At 63.6% G+C, this 5,220-nt stretch carries 6 protein-coding genes and 1 pseudogene; 6 read left to right on the top strand and 1 reads right to left on the bottom strand.

Translation table 11 applies throughout. The features are described from left to right. The 3 genes from EOA75_RS28300 to tdh all read left to right on the top strand — a co-directional run. Positions 1 to 430, top strand: a 430-nt coding sequence (locus tag EOA75_RS28300) for an aminotransferase class I/II-fold pyridoxal phosphate-dependent enzyme (protein WP_127325716.1), incomplete at its 5' end; no start/stop codon positions are given. A gap of 27 nt (positions 431 to 457) precedes the next feature. Then, positions 458 to 901 (top strand): SRPBCC family protein, encoded by a 444-nt coding sequence (locus EOA75_RS28295; protein ID WP_127325715.1) that lies wholly within the window; start codon positions 458 to 460, stop codon positions 899 to 901. Between the two features lie 40 nt (positions 902 to 941). Next, complete coding sequence (gene tdh / locus EOA75_RS28290; RefSeq protein ID WP_067000502.1) at positions 942 to 1,976, top strand: L-threonine 3-dehydrogenase; 1,035 nt, start codon at positions 942 to 944, stop codon at positions 1,974 to 1,976. An 82-nt stretch (positions 1,977 to 2,058) separates the two neighbouring features. Here the strand turns inward: tdh and EOA75_RS28285 are convergent, their stop codons facing one another. Further along, positions 2,059 to 2,502 carry a MarR family transcriptional regulator gene (locus EOA75_RS28285; RefSeq protein WP_164746692.1) on the bottom strand — a complete coding sequence of 148 codons (444 nt, stop codon included), beginning with the start codon at positions 2,500 to 2,502 and terminating at the stop codon, positions 2,059 to 2,061. A gap of 135 nt (positions 2,503 to 2,637) precedes the next feature. Between EOA75_RS28285 and hmgA the strand changes: the two genes are divergently transcribed. The 3 genes and pseudogenes from hmgA to EOA75_RS28270 form a co-directional block, all read left to right on the top strand. Then, positions 2,638 to 3,951 carry a homogentisate 1,2-dioxygenase gene (hmgA, locus tag EOA75_RS28280; RefSeq protein WP_127325714.1) on the top strand — a complete coding sequence of 438 codons (1,314 nt, stop codon included), beginning with the start codon at positions 2,638 to 2,640 and terminating at the stop codon, positions 3,949 to 3,951. 106 nt (positions 3,952 to 4,057) lie between these two features. Next, positions 4,058 to 5,083, top strand: coding sequence for a fumarylacetoacetate hydrolase family protein (locus EOA75_RS28275; protein ID WP_127325713.1), 1,026 nt, complete (start codon positions 4,058 to 4,060; stop codon positions 5,081 to 5,083). Between the two features lie 4 nt (positions 5,084 to 5,087). Beyond that, positions 5,088 to 5,220: pseudogene (locus tag EOA75_RS28270) on the top strand (damage-inducible protein DinB); the annotation flags it as partial.

Raw genomic sequence — 5,220 nt, 5'->3', positions numbered from 1 at the left:
GAAGAAACAGGTGGTCGACTGGCTGCGTCAGCGCTCGCGGCCCTATCTCTTCTCCAACACGCTGATGCCGGCGATCGCCGGCGCCTCGCTGAAAGTCTTCGAGCTGATCCGCAATGGCGATGCGCTGCGCCGCCGCCTATATGCCAATGCGGAACGCTTCCGGTCTCAAATGGGCAAGCTCGGCTTTACGCTTGCCGGCGCGAATCATCCGATCATCCCGGTAATGCTGGGCGACGCCGCCCTTGCGCAGGAGATGGCGGCTCGCATGCTGAAGCGCGGCATCTACGTCATCGGTTTTTCGTTCCCGGTGGTGCCGAAGGGCCAGGCGCGCATTCGCACCCAGATGTCGGCGGCGCACTCCGGCGCCGATATCGATCGCGCCGTCGAGGCGTTCGGCGAGGTCGGGAAGGAACTGGGTGTAATCGCTTGACGCTACCGCCGGCAATGGAAAAGGGCCATGGCGATCGATGTAACGAGCAGTATCGAGATCGCCAGGCCGCGCGCGGTTGTCGCCGCCTTTTCTTCCGATCCGGACAATGTTCCGCGCTGGTACGTGAACATCAAGTCGGTGGAATGGAAGACTCCCCGACCGGCCCAGATAGGATCGAGAATTGCATTCGAGGCGCAGTTCCTCGGACGGCGGCTCGCTTATACCTACGAGATCCTGGATCTCGTGCCGGGCGAGAGGCTGGTGATGCGATCCGACGAAGGACCGTTCCCGATGGAGACGAGCTATGGATGGCGGGATTCCGGCGAAGGCCGCACGCATATGACGCTCCGGAATCGCGGCTCGCCGGCCGGCTTTTCCCGTCTCATGACCCCGCTCATAGCCGTGGCTGTCCGGCGTTCGACCGATCGCGATCTGCTGCGGCTGAAGAGCATCCTGGAAGCGGCAGGTTGATGATCCGTCAGGACAGGGAAGATTTTCTGGAGAGTGTTCGATGTCCAACATGATGAAGGCGCTGGTGAAGGCCAAGGCCGAGCCGGGCATCTGGATGGAAGAAGTGCCGGTGCCGGAAATCGGCCCCAACGACGTGCTGATCAAGGTCAGGAAGACCGCGATCTGCGGCACCGACGTCCACATCTACAATTGGGACCAGTGGGCGCAGAAGACCGTGCCGGTGCCGATGGTGACCGGCCATGAATTTGTCGGCACCGTCGCGGATTTCGGCGCGGCCGTCACCGAATACAAGGTCGGACAGCGCGTCTCGGGCGAGGGTCACATCGTCTGCGGCCACTGCCGCAACTGCCGCGCGGGGCGAGGGCATCTCTGCCGCAACACGCTCGGCGTCGGCGTCAACCGGCCCGGCGCCTTCGGCGAGTATGTAGCGATCCCACAGCACAATGTCGTGCCGATCCCCGACGACGTGCCGGACGAGATCGCGGCGATCTTCGATCCATTAGGCAATGCCGTCCACACCGCACTGTCCTTCGACCTGGTCGGCGAGGATGTGCTGGTCACCGGCGCCGGCCCGATCGGCATCATGGGCGCGCTGGTCGCGCAATGCGTCGGCGCGCGGAAAGTCGTCATCACCGACATCAACCCGGTCCGGCTGGAACTGGCGCGCAAGCTCGGCGTCCAGCATGTGGTCGACGCCTCGAAGGAGAAGCTGCGCGACGTGATGCCGGCACTCGGCATGACCGAAGGTTTCGACGTCGGGCTGGAGATGTCGGGCGCCGCGCCAGCCTTCCGCGACATGATTGACACCATGAACAATGGCGGCAAGATCGCCATCCTCGGCATCGCTCCCACCGGCTTCGAGATCGACTGGAACAAGGTCATCTTCAAGATGCTGCATCTCAAAGGCATCTACGGCCGCGAGATGTTCGAGACCTGGTACAAGATGATCGCCCTGGTGCAGGGGCCGCTGGATGTCTCGGGTCTGATCACGCATCGCATCGGCATCGACGATTTCCAGGTTGGGTTCGATGCGATGCGCAGCGGCAGTTCCGGCAAAGTGGTGATGGACTGGTAGGGTTTGGTTGAAGCAGCATCCTGGCAATGCTGCGGGACAGCTCCCTCTTTGGCCTGCCGGACAGAGGGGGTGTGAAGGATCGCTACGAAGAAGATAAAGCCTCTTCCAGTGCTGCCACCCCCCTGACAATCGCCGCTCTCTCTTCCTCGCTCAGCCTCGCCAGCAGCTCCCTTTCAAACGCCTTCGCCAGCGGCACCATTTCCCGGTAAGCGGCGAGCCCCGCCTTGGTCAGCGTCAGATGCTCGACGCGGCGGTCGTTCTCGTCCGGCGCTCTTGTCAGCCAGCGCCGGCGTTCGAGCTCGGCGACCGCGCGCGACACCTTGGTCTTGTGCATGGCCGACTGCTCGCCGAGTTCCGTCGCCGTCATCATCCCGCGCTGCCCGAGGCCTGAGAGCGTGCGCCATTCCGGCCGCGTCAGACCGTGGCGCTCCTTGTAGATGCGCGAGAATTCGCGGCTCACGGTGTCGGCCAGCCGGTAGAGCCGGTAGGGCAGGAAGTTTTCTAGCTCGAGAATTTCCGGTTTCATTTGGCGCACCATCGATGCGGGGTTCGGCGTTGATAGTTACATTTTCGATGGTTACAAATGAAACCAGTTTGGTCAACATCACCGGAAAGCCTTCCTCAACGCTGAGGGCGGCAGCCCGGGATCAGGGAGGATCGGATGGCCTTTTCCTATATGCCGGGCTTCGGCAATGATTTTGAGACCGAGACGCTGCCGCGATCGCTGCCGCAGGGCCGCAACTCGCCGCAGCGGCCGGCCTACGGGCTCTATGCCGAGCAGCTTTCGGGCTCGCCCTTCACCGCGCCGCGCGGCACCAACGAGCGCTCCTGGCTTTACCGCATCCGTCCCAGCGTGAAACACACCGGCCGCTTCAAGGGCGCGAGCTATCCCATGTGGAAGACGGCGCCCAACGTCGGCGACCACGAGCTGGCGCTCGGCCAATACCGATGGAACCCTGTTCCGATCCCGACCGAGCCGACCGACTTCATCTCCGGCATGCGCACCATGACCACCGCCGGCGACGCGGTCGGCCAGTCCGGCATGGCGGCGCATGTCTATGTCGCCAACCGCTCGATGGTCGACGACCATTTCTTCAATGCCGACGGCGAACTCATGATCGTGCCGCAGGTCGGCACGCTGCGCTTTGTCACCGAGATGGGCGTCATCGAGCTTCGCCCCGGCGAGATCGCGGTGCTGCCGCGCGGCCTCGTCTTCAAGGTCGAGCTCGCCGACAAGGAGGCGCGCGGCTATGTCTGCGAGAACTACGGGGCAAAATTCACCATGCCCGACCGCGGCCCGATCGGCGCCAATTGCCTAGCCAATCCGCGCGACTTCAAGACTCCCTGCGCGTGGTTCCAGGAGAAGGAGACGCCATGTCGGCTGATCGTCAAATGGTGCGGCACTTTCCACGTCACCGAGCTTGGCCATTCGCCGCTCGACGTCGTCGCCTGGCACGGTAACTACGCGCCCTATAAATATGATCTGGCGACGTTTTCGCCGGTCGGCGCGATCCTCTTCGATCACCCGGACCCGTCGATCTTCACCGTGCTGACGGCGCCGAGCGGCGAGGAGGGTACGGCCAATGTCGACTTCGTCATCTTCCCGCCGCGCTGGCTAGTGGCCGAAAACACTTTCCGGCCGCCCTGGTACCACCGCAACATCATGAGCGAGTTCATGGGCCTGATCCACGGCCAGTACGATGCCAAGGAGGAAGGTTTTGTCCCGGGCGGCATCAGCCTGCATAACCAGATGCTGGCGCACGGGCCCGACGCCTCCGGCTTTGAGAAGGCCACCCGCGCCGACTTGAAACCGGTCAAGCTCGACAACACCATGGCCTTCATGTTCGAGACGCGCTTTCCGCAGATGCTGACGCGCTACGCCGCCGAACTCGACACCTTGCAGGCGAACTACATCGACTGCTGGGCCGACCTGAAGAAGCGCTTCAACGGCACGCCGGAAGGCGACTGGTCCTGATTGGTGAGGTCAGAGTCAGGAAAAGATCGGCGGGTGGCTTGACGATCACTCGCGACGGCCTTGTTGTGGGACGAGCGGCACAAAGCCCGCGAGGAGAGGAAACCGCATGAAGCTTGCCACTTTGAAGAACGGGACGCGCGACGGGAAACTGGTCGTGGTCTCGCGCGATCTGACGCGGTTCACCGACGCCTCTTTCCTGGTGCCGACGCTGCAGGCTGCGCTCGACAATTGGGAGCGCTTGGCGCCGCATCTGGCGGCGATGGCGGAATCGCTCGAGACCAACGCGGTGCCCTCGGCCCGCTTTCACGAGCATGACGCCCATTCGCCGCTGCCGCGCGCCTATCAATGGGCGGACGGCTCCGCCTATGTGAACCATGTCGAGCTGGTGCGGAAGGCGCGCGGCGCCGAGATGCCGGCGAGTTTCTGGACAGATCCGCTGATCTACCAGGGCGGCTCGGACTCCTTCCTTGCGCCGCGCGATCCGATCCGCATGGCCGAAGAAGCCTTCGGCATCGACATGGAGGCGGAAGTTGCCGTCATCGTCGGCGATGTGCCGATGGGCGCCGGGCTGGTTGAGGCGCGCGAGGCCATCCGCCTCATCATGCTGGTCAACGATGTGACGCTTCGCGCCATCACAGGGCCGGAACTGGCAAAAGGCTTCGGCTTCTTCCACTCGAAGCCGTCTTCTGCTTTCTCGCCGGTCGCGGTGACGCCGGACGAGCTTGGTGATGCCTGGGACGGCGGCAAGGTCAGCCTGCCGCTGCTCGCCGATCTCAACGGCAGACCGTTCGGCCGTGCCAATGCCGGCATCGATATGACCTTTGATTTCCCGGCCTTGATTGTGCATGCCGCGAAAACGCGGCCGCTCGCCGCCGGCGCCATCATCGGCTCCGGCACCGTCTCCAATAAGCTGAATGATGGGCCAGGCAAGCCGGTCGCGGCAGGCGGCGCCGGCTATTCCTGCATCGCCGAACTGCGCATGATCGAGACCATCGAGAGCGGCGAGCCGAAGACACCGTTCCTGCGCTTCGGCGACACGGTGCGGATCGAGATGAAGGACAAGGCCGGCCATTCGATCTTCGGCGCCATCGAGCAGAAGGTCGAGAAATACGAGGGGGAGAAAGGAACCTGAAAGGGTGACCTTGCTCGAGCACCTGCGCCGGATGGCGCGCAACAATTTGTGGTCGAACGACCGGCTCTACCGCGCCGTGCTGGAGCTTCAGCCCGGCGAGTTCGAGGCGGGTCGCACCCGTTTCTTTCCCTCGATCA

The organism is Mesorhizobium sp. M1A.F.Ca.IN.022.07.1.1 (assembly GCF_003997575.1).
Taxonomy (GTDB): domain Bacteria; phylum Pseudomonadota; class Alphaproteobacteria; order Rhizobiales; family Rhizobiaceae; genus Mesorhizobium.
Note: the sequence above shows the minus strand (reverse complement) of the source record. Positions and strands in the feature narration are given on the sequence as shown.

Excerpts from the sequence above, each read along its gene's own strand:
- EOA75_RS28275 (WP_127325713.1), top strand. The coding sequence starts at position 4,058 with ATGAAGCTTGCCACTTTGAAGAACGGGACGCGCGACGGGAAACTGGTC.
- hmgA (WP_127325714.1), top strand. The coding sequence starts at position 2,638 with ATGGCCTTTTCCTATATGCCGGGCTTCGGCAATGATTTTGAGACCGAG.
- EOA75_RS28285 (WP_164746692.1), bottom strand. The coding sequence starts at position 2,502 with ATGAAACCGGAAATTCTCGAGCTAGAAAACTTCCTGCCCTACCGGCTC.
- EOA75_RS28295 (WP_127325715.1), top strand. The coding sequence starts at position 458 with ATGGCGATCGATGTAACGAGCAGTATCGAGATCGCCAGGCCGCGCGCG.
- tdh (WP_067000502.1), top strand. The coding sequence starts at position 942 with ATGTCCAACATGATGAAGGCGCTGGTGAAGGCCAAGGCCGAGCCGGGC.